Source organism: Sphingomonas sp. Root241 (genome assembly GCF_001428865.1).
Taxonomy (GTDB): domain Bacteria; phylum Pseudomonadota; class Alphaproteobacteria; order Sphingomonadales; family Sphingomonadaceae; genus Sphingomonas.
Window position 1 is genome coordinate 1,478,889 of the sequence record NZ_LMIV01000001.1, and the last position, 15,649, is coordinate 1,494,537.

At 64.7% G+C, this 15,649-nt stretch carries 15 protein-coding genes; 13 read left to right on the top strand and 2 right to left on the bottom strand.

Annotated features, from left to right (window positions below; genetic code table 11):
* The first annotated feature begins 8 nt into the window (after nt 1–8).
* Genes nuoH through ASE13_RS06935 form a run of 12 tightly spaced genes read left to right on the top strand, consistent with a single transcriptional unit; the run spans nt 9 to nt 11,465 of the window.
* Complete coding sequence (gene nuoH / locus ASE13_RS06885; RefSeq protein ID WP_056612947.1) at nt 9–1,064, top strand: NADH-quinone oxidoreductase subunit NuoH; 1,056 nt, start codon at nt 9–11, stop codon at nt 1,062–1,064.
* The gene (locus ASE13_RS19755) at nt 1,061–1,513 is read left to right on the top strand and encodes a hypothetical protein (protein WP_156404772.1); all 453 of its coding nucleotides are present in this window, start codon (nt 1,061–1,063) and stop codon (nt 1,511–1,513) included. Before nuoH ends, ASE13_RS19755 begins: the two co-directional genes overlap by 4 nt.
* 1 nt (nt 1,514) lies before the next feature.
* Nucleotides 1,515–2,000, top strand: a complete 486-nt coding sequence (nuoI, locus tag ASE13_RS06890) for an NADH-quinone oxidoreductase subunit NuoI (RefSeq protein WP_056612949.1) — start codon at nt 1,515–1,517, stop codon at nt 1,998–2,000.
* A gap of 33 nt (nt 2,001–2,033) precedes the next feature.
* The gene (locus ASE13_RS06895; RefSeq protein WP_056612951.1) at nt 2,034–2,645 is read left to right on the top strand and encodes an NADH-quinone oxidoreductase subunit J; all 612 of its coding nucleotides are present in this window, start codon (nt 2,034–2,036) and stop codon (nt 2,643–2,645) included.
* On the top strand, nt 2,642–2,947 hold the full coding sequence (nuoK, locus tag ASE13_RS06900; protein ID WP_056612953.1) for an NADH-quinone oxidoreductase subunit NuoK: 306 nt from the start codon (nt 2,642–2,644) through the stop codon (nt 2,945–2,947). Before ASE13_RS06895 ends, nuoK begins: the two co-directional genes overlap by 4 nt.
* Nucleotides 2,947–5,034 (top strand): NADH-quinone oxidoreductase subunit L, encoded by a 2,088-nt coding sequence (nuoL, locus tag ASE13_RS06905; RefSeq protein WP_056612955.1) that lies wholly within the window; start codon nt 2,947–2,949, stop codon nt 5,032–5,034. The genes nuoK and nuoL overlap by 1 nt, the downstream gene beginning before the upstream one ends.
* Nucleotides 5,031–6,608, top strand: a complete 1,578-nt coding sequence (locus ASE13_RS06910) for an NADH-quinone oxidoreductase subunit M (RefSeq protein WP_056612957.1) — start codon at nt 5,031–5,033, stop codon at nt 6,606–6,608. Before nuoL ends, ASE13_RS06910 begins: the two co-directional genes overlap by 4 nt.
* Nucleotides 6,608–8,068 carry an NADH-quinone oxidoreductase subunit NuoN gene (nuoN, locus tag ASE13_RS06915; RefSeq protein ID WP_056612958.1) on the top strand — a complete coding sequence of 487 codons (1,461 nt, stop codon included), beginning with the start codon at nt 6,608–6,610 and terminating at the stop codon, nt 8,066–8,068. The genes ASE13_RS06910 and nuoN overlap by 1 nt, the downstream gene beginning before the upstream one ends.
* A 41-nt stretch (nt 8,069–8,109) precedes the next feature.
* A complete protein-coding gene (locus ASE13_RS06920) occupies nt 8,110–8,766 on the top strand; it encodes a biotin--[acetyl-CoA-carboxylase] ligase (protein ID WP_056612960.1) in 657 nt (218 codons plus the stop codon).
* Nucleotides 8,767–8,777: 11 nt separating this feature from the next.
* Nucleotides 8,778–9,560: a type III pantothenate kinase gene (locus ASE13_RS06925; RefSeq protein WP_056612962.1), complete on the top strand. Its 783-nt coding sequence runs from the start codon at nt 8,778–8,780 to the stop codon at nt 9,558–9,560.
* Nucleotides 9,561–11,195, top strand: a complete 1,635-nt coding sequence (locus ASE13_RS06930) for a ribonuclease J (protein ID WP_056612964.1) — start codon at nt 9,561–9,563, stop codon at nt 11,193–11,195. It begins immediately after the preceding gene.
* Between the two features lie 3 nt (nt 11,196–11,198).
* Entirely contained in the window at nt 11,199–11,465 is a 267-nt protein-coding gene (locus ASE13_RS06935; RefSeq protein ID WP_056612966.1) for a DUF1467 family protein, read from the top strand.
* A gap of 237 nt (nt 11,466–11,702) precedes the next feature.
* On the opposite strand, the gene ASE13_RS06940 is transcribed toward ASE13_RS06935, so the two are convergent.
* Entirely contained in the window at nt 11,703–13,994 is a 2,292-nt protein-coding gene (locus ASE13_RS06940; protein ID WP_082596413.1) for a hypothetical protein, read from the bottom strand.
* Nucleotides 13,995–14,074: 80 nt separating this feature from the next.
* Here ASE13_RS06940 and ASE13_RS06945 point away from each other — a divergent pair, with 80 nt between their 5' ends.
* Nucleotides 14,075–14,368, top strand: a complete 294-nt coding sequence (locus ASE13_RS06945) for an Hpt domain-containing protein (protein ID WP_056612968.1) — start codon at nt 14,075–14,077, stop codon at nt 14,366–14,368.
* A gap of 94 nt (nt 14,369–14,462) precedes the next feature.
* Here ASE13_RS06945 and ASE13_RS06950 read toward each other — a convergent pair whose 3' ends face one another.
* The gene (locus tag ASE13_RS06950; protein WP_056612970.1) at nt 14,463–15,641 is read right to left on the bottom strand and encodes a vWA domain-containing protein; all 1,179 of its coding nucleotides are present in this window, start codon (nt 15,639–15,641) and stop codon (nt 14,463–14,465) included.
* Nucleotides 15,642–15,649 lie beyond the last annotated feature (8 nt).

Sequence of the window (15,649 nt, forward strand, 5' to 3'; positions counted from 1 at the left end):
GTAATCGCATGACCGCCTTCTTCCAGAACTTCGTGGGTCTGCCCTTCGGCTGGGCGTGGTTCGTCGCGACGATCGTCGGCATTCTCGTGATCGCATTGCCGCTGATGCTCGCGGTGGCGATGATCATCTATGCCGACCGGAAGATCTGGGCGGCGATGGCGCTGCGGCGCGGCCCCAATGTGGTCGGCCCGTTTGGCCTGCTCCAGAGCTTCGCCGACGGCCTGAAGGTGTTCCTCCAGGAAACGATCATCCCGTCGAGCGCCAACAAGGCCCTGTTCCTGATCGCGCCGATCATCACCTTCACGGTCGCGTTGATCGTGTGGGCGGTGGTGCCTTGGCAGGCGGGCGTGGTGCTCTCCAACATCAATGTCGGCTTGCTCTACATCCTCGCGGCCTCGTCGCTCGGCGTCTACGGCATCATCCTCGCGGGCTGGTCGTCCAACTCGAAATACCCCTTCTACTCGGCGATCCGCGCTGCGGCGCAGATGGTGAGCTACGAAGTCTCGATCGGCTTCGTGCTGATCTCGGTGGTGCTGTGGGCGGGGACGTTCAACCTCGGCGGTATCGTCGAGGCGCAGCGCGGCCATGTGTTCGGCCTTTTCAACGGCTTCGGGTTCAATCCGCTGCTGTTCCCGATGGCGGTGGTGTTCTTCATCTCGTCGCTCGCCGAAACGCAGCGCGCGCCATTCGACCTCACCGAGGCTGAGAGCGAGCTCGTCGCGGGCTATCAGACCGAATATTCGTCGATGAGCTTCGCGCTCTACTGGCTCGGCGAATATGCCAACGTGCTGCTGATGTGTACGCTCAACGCGACGCTCTTCTGGGGCGGCTATCTGCCTCCGTTCGACTGGGCGCCGCTTTATTGGGTGCCGGGCATTATCTGGCTGTTCGCCAAGATCCTGTTCTTCTTCTTCGTGTTCAGCTGGGTAAAGGCGACCGTCCCGCGCTATCGCTACGACCAGCTGATGCGGCTGGGCTGGAAGATCTTCCTGCCGCTGTCGCTGATCTTCGTGTTCCTGGTGTCGGGGTACCTTATGCTGATGCGAGTGGGGGTGCCCGCGTGATCGTTCTTCGCATTCTATTGACGTTGCCTCTAATTGGGTGCGCGGAGCAACCGTTCGTAGAGCAGCGAGCTGAGACCTTTGAAGGCGTGGGAATGGGATTTGTTTGCTCGAACGTTTCGACGCCACGGAAAAACAAACAGTTCGTGATCGCTGCTGCTCGATTGGATGGGCATAGCATCGTGCGTTACGGCTCCATTCCGGGAGGAGGGCTTCCGCGATTTGCCGGCAAGTTCGTAGATGCGATAAGTTATTATGCGATCCAAGACGGCCCCGATGGAAAAAAGTTGCGGATTCGCGCTGGCGGTCAAGCCTTGGCAGGGCATGAAGAAGTTGAGCTAACTATCCATCAGCTAAAGGCTGGGGAATGGAAGGCTGACGTGTCCGTAAAGGGGAGTGGCGTCGACTATCGAGCCTCCTGCCTTCCTGTCAATTCTGGTGCTGAGAGCTGAAATGAGCATCGCCCAACTCGTCCGTTCCTACACGCTGTGGGAGTTCCTCAAGGCCCACTGGCTGACCTTGCGATACTTCTTCAAGCCCAAGGCGACGATCAACTATCCGTACGAGAAGAACCCGATCTCGCCTCGCTTCCGCGGTGAGCATGCGCTGCGTCGTTATGCGAACGGCGAAGAGCGCTGCATCGCTTGCAAGCTGTGCGAGGCGGTGTGTCCGGCGCTGGCGATCACGATCGAGGCCGAGCCGCGCGACGACGGCAGCCGCCGCACGACGCGCTACGACATCGACATGACCAAGTGCATCTATTGCGGATTGTGCCAGGAGGCGTGCCCCGTCGATGCGATCGTCGAAGGCCCGAACTTCGAATTCTCGACCGAGACCCGCGAGGAGCTGATCTACGACAAGGATAAGCTGCTCGCGAACGGCGACCGCTGGGAGCGCGCGATCGCCGCGAACCTTGCCGCCGATGCACCGTACCGTTAAGCGCACCGCAATCGTCAGGGGCCGCCAGATTCCGTGATCCAGCTTCTCGCCTTTTATCTGTTCGCGACTGTCGTCATCGCCTCCGGGGCGCTGACGATCCTGTCGCGCAATCCGGTGCATTCGGTGCTCTGGCTGATCCTCGCTTTTTTCAATGCGGCGGGACTGATGGTGCTTGCGGGCGCCGAGTTCATCGCGATGCTGCTCGTCATCGTCTATGTCGGCGCGGTCGCGGTGCTCTTCCTGTTCGTCGTGATGATGCTCGATATCGACTTCGCCGAGCTGCGTGCGGGCGTGATGCGCTATGCCGCGATCGGCCTCGCGCTCGCGGTCGCGCTGGTCGCCGAGATCATCATCGCGATCGGCGCCTATAGCGCAGGCGGGGTCCAGCTCGGCCGCCGCATAGCCCCGATCGACGCAGGCGTGCCCAATATCGAGGCGATCGGGCAATTGCTCTACACGCGCTATCTGTTCGTGTTCGAAGGCGCGGGCCTCGTGCTGCTCGTCGCGATGATCGGCGCGATCGTGCTGACCTATCGCCAGCGCAGCGACGTCCGCCCGCAGAACATCAATCGCCAGATCAACCGCCGTTCGAAGGATGCGACGCGCAACATGAACCCACCGGTTGGGCAGGGGGTCGAACTGTGATCTCCGTAACGCATTACCTGGTCGTCTCGGCGATCCTGTTCACGCTGGGCGTGCTCGGCATCTTCATGAACCGCAAGAATTTGATCGTCATCCTGATGGCGATCGAGCTCATCCTGCTCGCGGTGAACCTCAACCTCGTCGCCTTCTCGGCGGCGCTCGGGGATCTCGTGGGCCAGGTCTTCGCTATGTTCGTGCTGACCGTCGCCGCCGGCGAGGCCGCGATCGGGCTCGCCATTCTCGTCATCTACTTCCGTAGCCGGGGCACGATCTCGGTCGACGACGTCAATCGGATGAAGGGCTGATGTCGCCGATTCTCCTCATCGTATTCCTGCCGCTCGCCGCGGCGGTGATCGCCGGCTTGTCGAACAAGGCGTTCGGCAGCGTGCTGCCCAAGGCGCTGACGACGGGTGCGCTGTTCGTCTCGTGCGCGCTCTCCTGGCCGATCTTCATCACCTATCTGCACGGTGGAGCCGAACAGACCGTGGTTCCGGTGCTCAACTGGATGACCTCCGGTGCGCTGCAGGTAGAATGGGCACTGCGGGTGGATTCGCTCACCGCGGTGATGCTGGTGGTGATCACCAGCGTCTCGGCGCTCGTCCACCTCTATAGCTGGGGCTATATGAGCGAGGATGCGGATCAGCCGCGCTTCTTCGCTTATCTCTCGCTGTTCACCTTCGCGATGCTGATGCTCGTGACCGCCGATAACCTCGTCCAGATGTTCTTCGGCTGGGAAGGCGTGGGCCTCGCATCCTACCTGCTGATCGGTTTCTGGTTCCGGAAACCGAGCGCCAACGCCGCGGCGATCAAGGCGTTCGTCGTCAACCGCGTCGGCGATCTCGGCTTCATGCTCGGCATTTTCGGCACCTATCTCGTGTTCGGCACCGTATCGATCAACGAGATCCTCGCCGCCGCGCCCAACATGCATGGCTCGACGATCGGCTTCCTGTGGTTCCGCGCGGACACGATGACTGTGCTCTGCCTGCTGCTGTTCCTCGGCGCGATGGGCAAGTCCGCGCAGTTGGGACTCCACACCTGGCTCCCCGACGCGATGGAAGGCCCGACCCCGGTGTCGGCGCTGATCCACGCCGCGACGATGGTCACCGCCGGCGTGTTCATGGTTTGCCGCCTCTCACCGATGTTCGAGACCAGCCCCGTCGCGATGGGCGTGGTGACCTTTGTCGGCGCCGCGACCTGCCTGTTCGCCGCGACTGTCGGCCTCGTGCAGACCGACATCAAGCGCGTCATCGCCTATTCGACCTGCTCGCAGCTCGGCTACATGTTCTTCGCGGCGGGCGTCGGCGCTTATGGCGCGGCGATGTTCCATTTGTTCACGCATGCTTTCTTCAAGGCTTTGCTGTTCCTCGGCGCCGGCTCGGTGATCCATGCGATGCACCACGAGCAGGACATGCGCTTCTATGGCGGTCTGCGGAAACATATCCCGCTGACCTTCTGGACGATGATGTTCGGCACGCTGGCGATCACCGGCGTCGGCATCCCCGCCGTGTTCGGCAATCCGACTGCGTTCGGCTTCGCCGGCTTCCACTCGAAGGATGCGATCATCGAGGCGGCCTGGGCGGCCGGCGTCCCCAGCGCCTTCTGGGTCGGGGTGTTCGTGGCGTTGCTCACGAGCTTCTATTCGTGGCGCGTCGTGTTCCTGACCTTCTACGGCAAGCCGCGTTGGGCAGGCTCGGAGCATATCCAGCACGCCGCCCATGATGCGCATGGTCATGACGGGCATCATGACGACGCCCCCTCGGCCGAGGATGCCGGGCATGCGCCCGACGCCCATCATGCCGCGCACGACGATCATGCCCATGAGGGGACGGCGGGCTATCATCCGCACGAGAGCCCGTGGGCGATGCTGATCCCGCTGGTGCTGCTGTCGATCGGTGCGATCGCCGCGGGCTTCGTCTTCCACGGCTTCTTCATCGAGGCCGAAGAGGGCGCGCATTTCTGGAACGGCGCAATCGCCTTCGACGCGCATCTGATGCATGCGATGCATGAAGTGCCGCTCTGGGTGAAGCTCTCGGCCACCGTCGCGATGCTGCTCGGCTTCGGAGGTGCCTGGTACGCCTATATCAAGCGGCCCAGCTTCGCCGGTGCCGTCGCCAGCAACTTCCAGGTGCTCTACACCTTCCTTCTCAACAAATGGTACTTCGACGAGCTCTACAACTTCCTGTTCGTGCGCCCCGCATTCGCGATCGGCCGGCTGCTCTGGAAGGCGGGTGACGAGGGGACCATCGACCGCTTCGGACCCAACGGCATCGCCCGTTTGGTCCAGCTCGGCAGCGTCGGCACGGCGCGCCTGCAATCGGGATATCTCTACACTTATGCGTTCATCATGCTGATCGGTCTCACCGCCGCGCTCACCTGGGTGATCGCAGGATGACCGGTTTCCCGATCCTTTCCATCATGCTGGCAGTACCCGCGATCGCCGCGGTCGCCTGCCTGTTCGCCGGCGCGCAGGGCGCCCGCTGGATCGCTTTGGGCGCTACCTTGGTCGATCTGGCGCTCGGCATCTGGCTCTGGGCCAATTTCGACCAGAGCGCTGGTGCGGCGCAGTGGCAGTTCGTCGAGCATGTCCGGCTGTTCGGCATCGGTGGCGTCGATTTCGCCTGGGCGCTGGGCATCGACGGCTTCGCCTTGTTGCTGATCATGCTCTCGGTCTTCCTCATGCCGATCTGCATCGGCGCGAGCTGGGTCGCGATCGAGAAGCGCGTCCCCGAATATATGGCGGCGATGCTCGTCACGCTGATCCTGATGATCGGCACCTTCGCCGCGCAGGACCTTTTGCTCTTTTACGTCTTCTTCGAAGGCGGCCTGATCCCGATGTACCTGATCATTGGCATCTGGGGCGGGGCGAACCGCATCTACGCGTCGTACAAATTCTTCCTCTACACGCTGCTCGGCTCGCTGCTGATGCTGATCGCGATGATCGCGATGCTGCTCAATGCCGGCACCGCCTCGATCCCCGAGCTGATGGCGCACGATTTCCCGGCGCAGTGGCAGACCTGGCTGTGGCTGGCGTTCTTCGCCTCGTTCGCGGTCAAGATGCCGATGTGGCCGGTCCACACTTGGCTTCCCGATGCACACGTGCAGGCGCCGACCGCCGGTTCGGTGATCCTGGCTGGCGTGCTGCTCAAGCTCGGGGGCTATGGCTTCCTGCGCTTCAGCCTGCCGATGTTCCCCGAAGCCTCGGCGCAGTTCATGTGGCTGGTGTTCGCGTTGTCGTGCGTCGCGGTGGTCTACACCTCGCTGGTCGCCTTGGTGCAGTCGGACATGAAGAAGCTGATCGCTTATTCCTCGGTCGCGCACATGGCGATCGTGACGATGGGGCTGTTCGCCTTCAACCAGCAGGGCGTGGAAGGCGCGATGATGGTCATGCTCGGCCACGGCCTCGTTTCGGGCGCGCTCTTCCTCTGCGTCGGCGTGATCTACGATCGCCTGCACACTCGCGAGATCGACCGCTACGGCGGGCTCGCGATCAACATGCCGCGCTATGCACTGTTGTTCATGCTGTTCACCATGGCCTCGGTCGGCCTGCCGGGAACCAGCAACTTCGTCGGCGAGTTCCTCGGGCTGGCGGGCGTGTACCAGGTCTCGACCTGGACCGCGTTGATCGGCACCAGTGGCATCATCCTGGGTGCGGCCTACATGCTGTACCTCTATCGCCGCGTCGTGTTCGGCGATCTGACCAAAGATGATGTCCGCGCGATGCCGGATTTGTCGGTGCGCGAGATTTCGCTGCTCGCCCCTATCGCCGCTGCAGTGCTGTGGATGGGCGTATACCCTGAGAGCTTCCTCAAGCCGATGCGGCCTGACGTCGAGCGGCTGGTCGAGCGGATGAGCCGCGTGATGCCTGCGGGTGACTCGCAGCCGACCGCCGGCAAGCCCGCGCCCGCCGCCGCGCATAATGAGGAACATGCTGCCCCCGCCGCTGCTGCGCACGGGGAGGCGCACTGATGAGCTATTCGATGCAATTGATGATGGTCCTGCCCGAGCTGGTGCTCAGCCTGGGCGCGATCCTGCTGATGCTGGTCGCCGCATGGGGCGGGCAGGCTTCCACCAAGCTGGTGAGCTGGGCGTCGATCGCCGTTCTGATCGGCGCGGGCATCGCGCTGGCGGGGCCGGCTTCGGCCGGCGGCGAGGCGTTCGGAGGGCTCTATCGCCCCGACATGTTCGCCGCTTTCGCCAAGGCGCTGATCTTCTTCGCCGCCGCGGTCTCGATCCTTATCGCGCCTCGTTTTTTCCAGACCACCTCCGGCGACGATCTGCGTCCCGAATATCCCGTGCTCATCCTGCTCTCGGCAGCGGGCATGGGGATGATGGTTTCGGCAGGCGATCTGATGAGCCTCTATGTCGGTCTCGAGCTGCAGAGCCTCTCGGCGTACATCCTCGCCAGCTTCATGCGCCGCGATACCCGTTCGGCCGAAGCGGGCCTGAAGTATTTTGTCCTCGGCGCGCTCGCCTCGGGCATCCTGCTCTACGGCATCAGCTTGGTGTACGGCTTCTCGGGCACGACGCTCTTCGCGGGCATCGCCGATGCCTATGGCACGACGGATCTACGTAGTCCTCAAGGGATTGGCCTGTTGTTCGGCCTCGTATTCGTCTTCGCGGGTCTCGCCTTCAAGATCAGCGCCGTGCCGTTCCACATGTGGACCCCGGACGTCTACGAAGGCGCGCCGACGCCGGTGACTGCATTCTTCGCTTCGGCACCCAAGGTCGCGGCGATCGCGCTCGCCACCCGCGTCGCGATCGAGGCGATGGGCCCGGCGATCCACGACTGGCGCCAGATCGTCATCTTCGCGGCCTTGGCCTCGATCATCTTCGGCGCGGTCGCGGCGATCGGCCAGACCAACATCAAGCGGCTGCTCGCTTATTCGTCGATCAACAATGTCGGCTTCGCTTTGATCGGCTTGGCGGCCGGCGGCGAGGCGGGTGTGTCGAGCGTGCTCTATTACATGGCGATCTACGTGGTCATGACGCTGGGCAGCTTCCTGATCGTGCTCCAGATGCGCGGGCCCGATGGCCAGCCGATCGAGAGCATTGCGAGCCTCTCGGGCATGTCGCGTTCGCGACCGGGCCTCGCGCTCGCCTTCGCGATCTTCATGTTCAGCCTTGCGGGTATTCCGCCATTGCTCGGCTTCTTCGCCAAGCTGCAGGTGTTCGTCGCGGCGGTGCACGCCGGGCTGTTCATCTTCGCGGCGGTCGGCGCCGCTGCCTCGGCGATCGGAGCCTTCTATTATCTGAAGATCGTCAAGACGATGTACTTCGACGAGCCGGGCGAGCCGCTCTCGGGCAAGACCGATCCGGTCGAGGGTGCATTGCTGGTGGTCGCCGCGGCGGTGATCTCGCCGCTCGGCTGGCCACTGCTCGGGCAGCTCGAGCTGTTCACTGCGTCGGCCGCGAAGGCGCTGTTCTGACCGCGACGATCCGGACCGTCGCCGAGACGGGCTCGACCAATATGGATGTGGCCGAACTCGCGCGGAGCGGCGCGAGCGAAGGCCTGTGGCTGCGCGCTGAACGCCAGACATCGGGAAAGGGCCGGCAGGGCAGGGCGTGGGACTCCCCCGCCGGCAATCTCTACATCTCGACTTTGGTCCGCGTGCGGCCCGGCGAGCCTGCGCCCGCGACACTGGCGCTGGTCGCGGCGGTGGCGCTGGAGGAAGCGGTATCGCTGTTCGGCGTGCAGCCGATGCTCAAATGGCCCAACGACCTGCTGGTCGGCGGCGCCAAGCTCTCCGGCATCCTGCTCGAGCGTGTCGAGGACGCAGTGATCATCGGCTTCGGCGTCAACCTCGCGCACCATCCGGTCGATCTCGATCGTCCCGCCACCAGCATCGCCGCGCACGCGCCTGCGCCGGAACCCCAGGTCTTCGCCGAGACGCTGGCCGAGATATTCGCCCGCTGGCTCTCGCGCTGGCGCGACGGCATCGCCCCGGTGCGCGACCGCTGGCTCGCTCGTGCACACCCCCTGGATACCGCGCTTACGGCGCGATTGGCCGACGGGACCTCGACGGAGGGGTTGTTCGGCGGACTCGATGCGCAGGGCGCGCTCATCCTGCGCTTGGCCGACGGCACTACCCGTGTCATTCACGCGGGCGACGTGTTCCTGCTCTGAAGGGAAGGCAAATGCTGCTCGCCGTCGATGCCGGCAACACCAATGTCGTCTTTGCGCTGATCGAGGACGGGGAGATCCGTGCGCGCTGGCGCATCGCCACCGATCCGCGACGCACCGCCGACGAATATGCGGTGTGGCTGAACCAGCTCCTCAACCTCGAAGGCTATGACCGTTCGGTCGTGACCGGAGTGATCATCGGCATCGTGGTGCCGCGCGCGCTGCACAATTTGCAGGTGCTCAGCAGCAAATACTTCAAGACCGAGGCGGTGATCGCCGGGCAGGGGAGTGCCGAATGGGGCTTCCCGCTCGATGTCGAGGAGCCCGGCAGCCTCGGCGCCGATCGCGCGCTCAACATGATCGCGGGGCACGCCCGGCACGAAGGCGATCTGATCATCATCGACTTCGGCACCGCGACCACCTTCGAGCTGGTCGACTATAAAGGCGCCTACAAGGGCGGGATCATCGCGCCCGGGATCAACCTGTCGCTCGACGCATTGGTCACCGCGGCCGCCAAGCTGCCCCGTATCGCGATCTCGGCACCCGAGAAAACCAGCGTGGTGGGGCGCAATACGGTCGACCAGATGCATATCGGCATCTATTGGGGCTATGTCGCGATGATCGAGGGCCTCGTCGCCCGGCTCAAGGCCGAGGTGGGACGCCCGCTCAAGGTCATCGCCACCGGCGGACTGGCGGTGCTCTTCGAAAAGCATACATCGGTCTTCGACACGATCGAACCAGACCTGACCATCCAGGGTCTGGCCATGCTGTGGGAACGCAGCCAGCAAGGAAATTAAGTGACTCCAGGCAACGAACTCCTCTTCCTCGCGCTCGGCGGCTCGGGCGAGATCGGCATGAACGTCAATCTCTACGGCACGCAGGGCAAGTGGCTGATGGTCGATTGCGGCATCACCTTCGGCGACGCCAACTATCCCGGGGTCGACGTGATCCTGCCCGACCTCCAGTTCATCGAGGAACGGCTCGACGACCTGATCGGCATCGTGCTGACGCACGGCCATGAGGACCATATCGGTGCCTTGCCCTATCTCGCCGGCGACCTTGGCGTGCCGCTTTATGCGACGCCGTTCACTGCGGGGCTGATCTACGGCAAGCTCGAGGAAGAGGGCATCACCGACAAGGTCGAGCTCAACGTCGTGAAGGAGGACGGCCCCTTCTCGATCGGGCCGTTCACCATCACCTACACTCCGCTCGCCCATTCGATCCCCGAGGGCAATGCGGTGCTGATCGAGACGCCTTATGGCCGGGTGTTCCACACCGGCGACTGGAAGCTCGAAGAGGCCCCCGCGCTGGGCGGCGCATCGACTGCGGCCGAACTCACCGCGATCGGCGACCAGGGCGTGCTCGCTTTGGTCTGCGATTCGACCAACGTGTTCAACCCCGAGGCATCGGGTTCCGAGATCGACGTCCGCAAAGGCCTCGACGAAGTCGTCGGCGCGGCGACCGGACGCGTGCTTGTCACTACCTTTGCGTCGAACGCCGCGCGGCTCCAGACGCTGGGCGAAGTCGCCGAGGATACCGGGCGCAAGCTCTGCGTCGCGGGGCGTTCGCTCGACCGGATCATCCGCGTCGCCAAGGCGACCGGCTATCTGCGCGACTTCCCCGAGACGATCGACTTCGACACCGCGATGAGCTTGCCGCCGCGGCAGGTGATGATCGTCGCGACGGGCGGGCAGGGTGAGCCCCGCGCCGCGCTCAATCGCATCGCCGAGGATACCCACGTCCTCAAGGTCCATGCCGGCGACACCGTGGTGTTCTCGTCGCGGCAGATCCCGGGCAACGAGATCGCGATCGGCAAGATCATGAACACGCTGGCCGGCAAGGGCGTCGAGCTGATCACCGATCGGCAGGCCTTCATCCATGTCTCGGGACATCCGGGACGCCCCGAGCTGGCCGAGATGTATCGCTGGATCCGGCCGGAAATCATCCTGCCTGTCCATGGCGAGGTGCGGCACATGCACGAGCAGGCACGCTTTGCGAAGGAGCAAGGGATTCCGCAAGCCATCACGCAGGTGAACGGCGACATCTGGAAGCTGGCGCCGGGCAAGCCGAAGCTGGTCGGACAGACGCATGCCGGGCGGCTGGTGCTCGACGGCGACGTGATCCTGCCGGCAGACGGCACGACGATCAACGAGCGGCGGCGGATCGCGCTCTATGGCCAGATCTCGGTCGCGGTCGCGATCCAGGGCGGGCGGCTCAAGGGTGCGCCGCAGATTCGCGTGCAGGGCGTGCCGGTCGAGGAGGATCGTGACGTGTTCCTCGAAGAGGCCGCCGAAGCCGCGGCCGAAGCCGTGAAGAAGGACGGCAGGGATATCGAGAAATTGCGCGAGAGCGTGCGGCTCGCGGTGCGCCGTGCTGCGGTGCGCTTCACCGGAAAGAAGCCGGTGGTCGACGTGCTGGTCGTGGAGCTCTGAGCCATGCGCTGGCAGTCGATGCTCGCGATCTACATATTGTTCTGGGCGTTCTCGGTGTTCCTGGTGCTGCCCTTCGGGGTCCGCACCGCGCAGGAAGCGGGGGCAGAACTCGTCCCCGGCCAGGCCGAGAGCGCGCCGCACGGCTTCAGCCCGAAGAAGATCGCGATCCGCACGACGATCGTCGCAACGGTGTTGTTCGGACTTTTCTTTCTCAACTACATCAACGGTTGGGTGACGGCCGACATGCTCGACTGGGTCCACCGGAAGTAGGATTTCGCGGGCTTAACTTCGCACTTTGCCCGCGGTTCGCGAATGAAAATTGCGGGCTCAAGCATGAAAATGTCGTGATGGGTTGAGTCTGATTCCACACTGTCAAAGAGCCGACAGCGAGGCTGGCACAGCAAATCCTACATTGGAAGTATCTCGTCATCCCGGCGAAAGCCGGGATCTCAGGCTGCGAGCGAACGGGACCGTTGCACGAGATCCCGGCTTTCGCCGGGATGACGGTTAGGTCCGCAGCCGCTCGATGGCCTGGGCGAGGGCGACGTAGAGCTTGCCCATATCCGAGGAGAGCAGGGTGACGCCCAGGGTCGAGCCGTCGCGCAGGGCGAGGATGTGGCGCAGCATCGACTCGAAATCGTGGATGTAACGATTCACGTGCTCGTTGAACGCCGGATCGGCGTCGTAGAGGCGCGCGATCTCGCGGGTTTCGCCCGCATCGAGCAGGCGCACGGCGCGGCGCGTGAAGACGCCACGATCGCCCTTGAGATAGGCGGCCCAGGCGCTGTCGGCGACTTCGGCGGAAAAAGCCTTGGCGATGTCGATCGAGGCCGAGTTGAGCGCTTCGATCAGCAAGGTGGTGCGGCGGGCGAAATTGTCGCTGTCGGCGCGTTCGCGATCGACGCGCTCCTCCTCGATCCGTGCCTCGATCTGCGAGGTCGTCTCGGCGAGCGACATCATCTGCTGGGTGAGCCGTTCGGAAGCACGCGTCGCGGCCGTGACCGCCGCTTCGGTGGTATCGACGAGATCGGCGATCTGACGGCGAACCGTGGCATCGACCGCGCGCTTGAGCGCAGTGCTGCTGGCTTCCTCGAGCGCACTGGCAGCGCTGGGCACGATCGTGGCGAGCGACTCGCGGGCATGGGCGGCGGCGGCGCTGGCGGTCTCGCGCACGCTCACCAGGGCATCGACGAGCTGCGGCGCCGCGGTCTCGGCGAAGCGACGGGTGGTATCGATGGTATCGTCGACGATCGCACCGAGCGAGGCTGCCTGTTCGCTGCCCGTGGCGAGCGTCTCGAGCAACGAGGCCTGGGTCTTGGCGAGCGTGTCGCGCTGCTGCGAGACGACATCGGCGATCGCCTCGATCGCGTCGTGCGTGCTCTCCGCGGCAGTGACGAGCGCGAGCAATTCGGGCTTGGCGCCGGAGACGACCTTGCGGCTGGCGCTGATCCGATCGTCCAGCCGGGCGAGGGCTTCGGGCAGTGTCTCGTCGATTTCGCGCGCGGAGGCATCGAGCGCAGTGAGCAGGTCTTCGGACGTGCCGATCGCCTTACGGGCGAGTTGATCGCCGGTGCGCAATGCTTCCGACATCGCCTCCATCGAACCATGGAGCGCACTGACCGACGCGGCCAGCGACTGGGTGCGATCGGTGCCTGCGGCGTGCAGGACCTGGAGCTCGCGATCGAGCCGGTCGACACCCGAGGAGAGGCCAGCGAAGAGGACGTCGCCGCGTCCCTGCTCCTCGGCCAGGCGTGCGCCGATGCGGCCAATGGCCTCTTCGATCACAGCCATGCGCTCACCGAGCGCTTCGGCGCTGTCGCGGCCGGCGCGGTCGAGCGCGGCCTGATTGGCGCTGAGCATCGCGAGGATCGCCTCGCCCTGCGTGGCGATGCCCTTACGGGCTTCGTCGACGGCGCCGGCAGCACGATCGAGCACGGCGTCTACCGCGACCGACATCTGGCCGGTAACCTGTTCGAGCCGCGAGCTCGCAGTCTCGCTGGTCGCTTCCATGCGGGAGATGTGCGCGGCGAGACGCTCGGCGGCGCCGCCGGCGATCTGGTCGGCCTCGCGGCCACGTTCGGCCAATGCGGTGAGCTGTGTATCGAGCGAGGCGGCGCGCTGGCTGGCGAGCAGCCCCGCATCGTCGATGCGGCTGGCCAGCCCGTGCATTTCCTCATGCGCCTTGGGCAGGGTGGTCAGGATGATCTCGAATCGCTTCTCGGCCTGATCCATCGCATCGCCGAAGGTGCGGATGCTGCCGTCCATCAACTGCGCCTGGTGGCCGACCATATCGGCAGCGCCCTCGACGCGCTCGGCCGCGCGTTCGCCGAGAGAGGCGAGCGCTGTGGTGTGTTCAGCGAGCGCGGCACGGTTCTCGGCGATGCGGGCGGAGATCGTCGCCATCGCCCGGTCGAGCGCGGCGGCTTCGGTACGCATCGCGCGGGCAGTGGCGTCGAAACGGCGGGCTTCCGCGCGACTCGTGCGCATCGCGAGCATGTAGAGGATGCCGATCAGCGCCGGCGGCACGCAGAGCGCCGCGATCAGCTGGATAAGCGCAACCGGCTCCATGCCCTGCTGAAAGGCGGGAAGCGCTAGCCAGCCCATGCCGACGAACCACGCCGCGGCGGCGAGCCATGCCAGCGCGGGAAGGAGCCAGGCGGTATTGCGGCGCGGCGCCTCATCCTCGTCGAAGGAGAGATCCTCCAGCGGCCCGGGCAGGGCCGAATTGTCCGAAAGGACGAGCTCTTCGTTGCCGTTGGACGGCTCGATGGCGACCTGCGCGGTGTTTCCCCCAGTCATGGCGCAACTGTACCATGTTTGGACGTTTCGCCAAATATCGCCGCAACCAAGAATTAAGCCTCTTCGGGGTAGCACGGGGCATGGCATATGACCCCGGTGCAATCGATGCGACGCTGGCGGCAGCGGTGGGCGACGAACCCGCGCTGATCGCCGAATTGCGCGAATCCTTCCTCGAGAGCGTGAGAAAGTGTGTCGGCGCGATGAAATCGGCGGAAGGGCCCGATGCCTGGGCGACGGCGGCGCTGCGGCTCAAAGGACTGGCGGCGAGCTTCGGCGCGGTCCGGCTGATGGCGCTGGCCTCCGAAGCCGTGAACGGCCCCGCGCAGGACGGCGCGGTGCTGCGCCGGCTGCATCGCGCGATCGACAGGCTTTAAACCATTCCGTCATCCCGGCGAACGCCGGGATCTCGTGCTGCGAGCGGAACGTGCCATTTCCTGAGGTCCCGGCGTTCGCCGGGACGACGGTCTGCTACCGCTTCCTGCTCAGCTCGCGCATTGCGGCGTCCAGTCCCGCGAGCGTGAGCGGGTACATGCGATCCTGCATCAGCTCGCGGATGATCCGCACCGACTGGGTATAGCTCCAATGCGCCTCGGGCAGGACGTTGAGCCAGACCGCGGCGGGATAGGTGTTGACCAGGCGCTGCATCCAGACGCCGCCGGCCTCTTCGTTGAAATGCTCGACCGAGCCGCCGGGGTGGCTGATCTCGTATGCGCTCATCGAAGCGTCGCCGACGAAGATCAGTTTATAGTCGTGGCCATATTTGTGGAGCACGTCCCAGGTCGGCGTGCGCTCGGTGAAGCGGCGGCGATTGTCCTTCCACACGCCCTCGTACGGGCAATTGTGGAAATAGAAGAATTCGAGATTCTTGAACTCCGACGTGGCGGCCGAGAACAGCTCCTCGCAGAGCTTGACGAACGGGTCCATCGAACCGCCGACGTCGAGGAAGAGGAGGAGCTTGACGGCATTGTGGCGCTCGGGGCGCATGCGGACGTCGAGCCAGCCTTGCTTTGCGGTGCCCTCGATCGTCGCGTCCATGTCGAGCTCGTCGGCGGCGCCTTCCCGGGCGAAGCGGCGCAGGCGGCGTAGCGCGACCTTGATGTTGCGGGTGCCGAGCTCCTTCGTGTTGTCGAGGTTGCGGAATTCACGCTGATCCCAGACCTTGATGGCGCGGCCGTGCTTGCCTTCGCCGCCGATGCGGACGCCTTCGGGATTGTAGCCGCCATTGCCGAAGGGCGAGGTGCCGCCGGTGCCGATCCACTTGCTGCCGCCCTGATGACGGGCATGCTGCTCCTCGAGCCGCTGCTTGAGCGTCTCCATGATCTCGTCCCACGAGCCGAGCGACTGGATGGCGGCCATTTCCTCGGGAGTGAGGAATTTCTCGGCGATCGCCTTGAGCCAGTCTTCCGGGATGTCCGCGGGGGCGACGCCGTAGCTGGTGGCGATGCCGCGGAAGACCTTGGCGAAGACCTGGTCGAAGCGATCGAGCAGCCCCTCGTCCTTCACGAAGGTGGCGCGGGCGAGATAGTAAAAGGCCTCGGGCGTGCGCTCGATCACGTCGCGGTCGAGCGCTTCGAGCAGGACCAGGTGCTCCTTGAGGCTGGCCGGGATGCCCGCGGCGCGCAGCTCGTCGAGGAAGGAGAAGAACATCGCCCCTT

Coding starts and splice junctions, on each gene's coding strand:
- nuoH (WP_056612947.1), top strand. CDS start 9: ATGACCGCCTTCTTCCAGAACTTCGTGGGTCTGCCCTTCGGCTGGGCG.
- nuoI (WP_056612949.1), top strand. CDS start 1,515: ATGAGCATCGCCCAACTCGTCCGTTCCTACACGCTGTGGGAGTTCCTC.
- nuoL (WP_056612955.1), top strand. CDS start 2,947: ATGTCGCCGATTCTCCTCATCGTATTCCTGCCGCTCGCCGCGGCGGTG.
- ASE13_RS06910 (WP_056612957.1), top strand. CDS start 5,031: ATGACCGGTTTCCCGATCCTTTCCATCATGCTGGCAGTACCCGCGATC.
- nuoN (WP_056612958.1), top strand. CDS start 6,608: ATGAGCTATTCGATGCAATTGATGATGGTCCTGCCCGAGCTGGTGCTC.
- ASE13_RS06920 (WP_056612960.1), top strand. CDS start 8,110: ATGGATGTGGCCGAACTCGCGCGGAGCGGCGCGAGCGAAGGCCTGTGG.
- ASE13_RS06925 (WP_056612962.1), top strand. CDS start 8,778: ATGCTGCTCGCCGTCGATGCCGGCAACACCAATGTCGTCTTTGCGCTG.
- ASE13_RS06935 (WP_056612966.1), top strand. CDS start 11,199: ATGCGCTGGCAGTCGATGCTCGCGATCTACATATTGTTCTGGGCGTTC.
- ASE13_RS06940 (WP_082596413.1), bottom strand. CDS start 13,994: ATGACTGGGGGAAACACCGCGCAGGTCGCCATCGAGCCGTCCAACGGC.
- ASE13_RS06945 (WP_056612968.1), top strand. CDS start 14,075: ATGGCATATGACCCCGGTGCAATCGATGCGACGCTGGCGGCAGCGGTG.
- ASE13_RS06950 (WP_056612970.1), bottom strand. CDS start 15,641: ATGTTCTTCTCCTTCCTCGACGAGCTGCGCGCCGCGGGCATCCCGGCC.